Consider the following 306-nt stretch of genomic DNA (forward strand, 5'->3'; position numbering starts at 1 on the left):
GAGCGTCAGACGGTGCATCACCCGCAGACGGAAGCACTGCTCTGGCAGCATGAGACCAGACATGCGTACAACGCGCAGGGGCTGGCGAACCGCTGTATACCGGACAGCCTGCCCGCCGTGGAATGGCTGACCTACGGCAGCGGTTACCTGGCAGGCATGAAACTCGGCGACACACCGCTGGTGGAGTACACCCGCGACCGCCTGCACCGGGAAACGCTGCGCAGCTTCGGCCGTTATGAACTCACCACCGCTTATACCCCTGCCGGGCAGTTACAGAGCCAGCACCTGAACAGCCTGCTGTCTGAC

The 306-nt window shown here is 63.4% G+C and carries 1 protein-coding gene; it reads left to right on the top strand.

What is annotated here, in order from left to right; translation table 11 throughout:
* On the top strand, positions 1-306 hold a 306-nt coding region (locus HCA61_RS25930), incomplete at both ends, for an RHS repeat protein (RefSeq protein ID WP_169691065.1).

The organism is Rhodococcus sp. HNM0563, from assembly GCF_012726195.1.
Lineage (GTDB): Bacteria > Actinomycetota > Actinomycetes > Mycobacteriales > Mycobacteriaceae > Rhodococcus.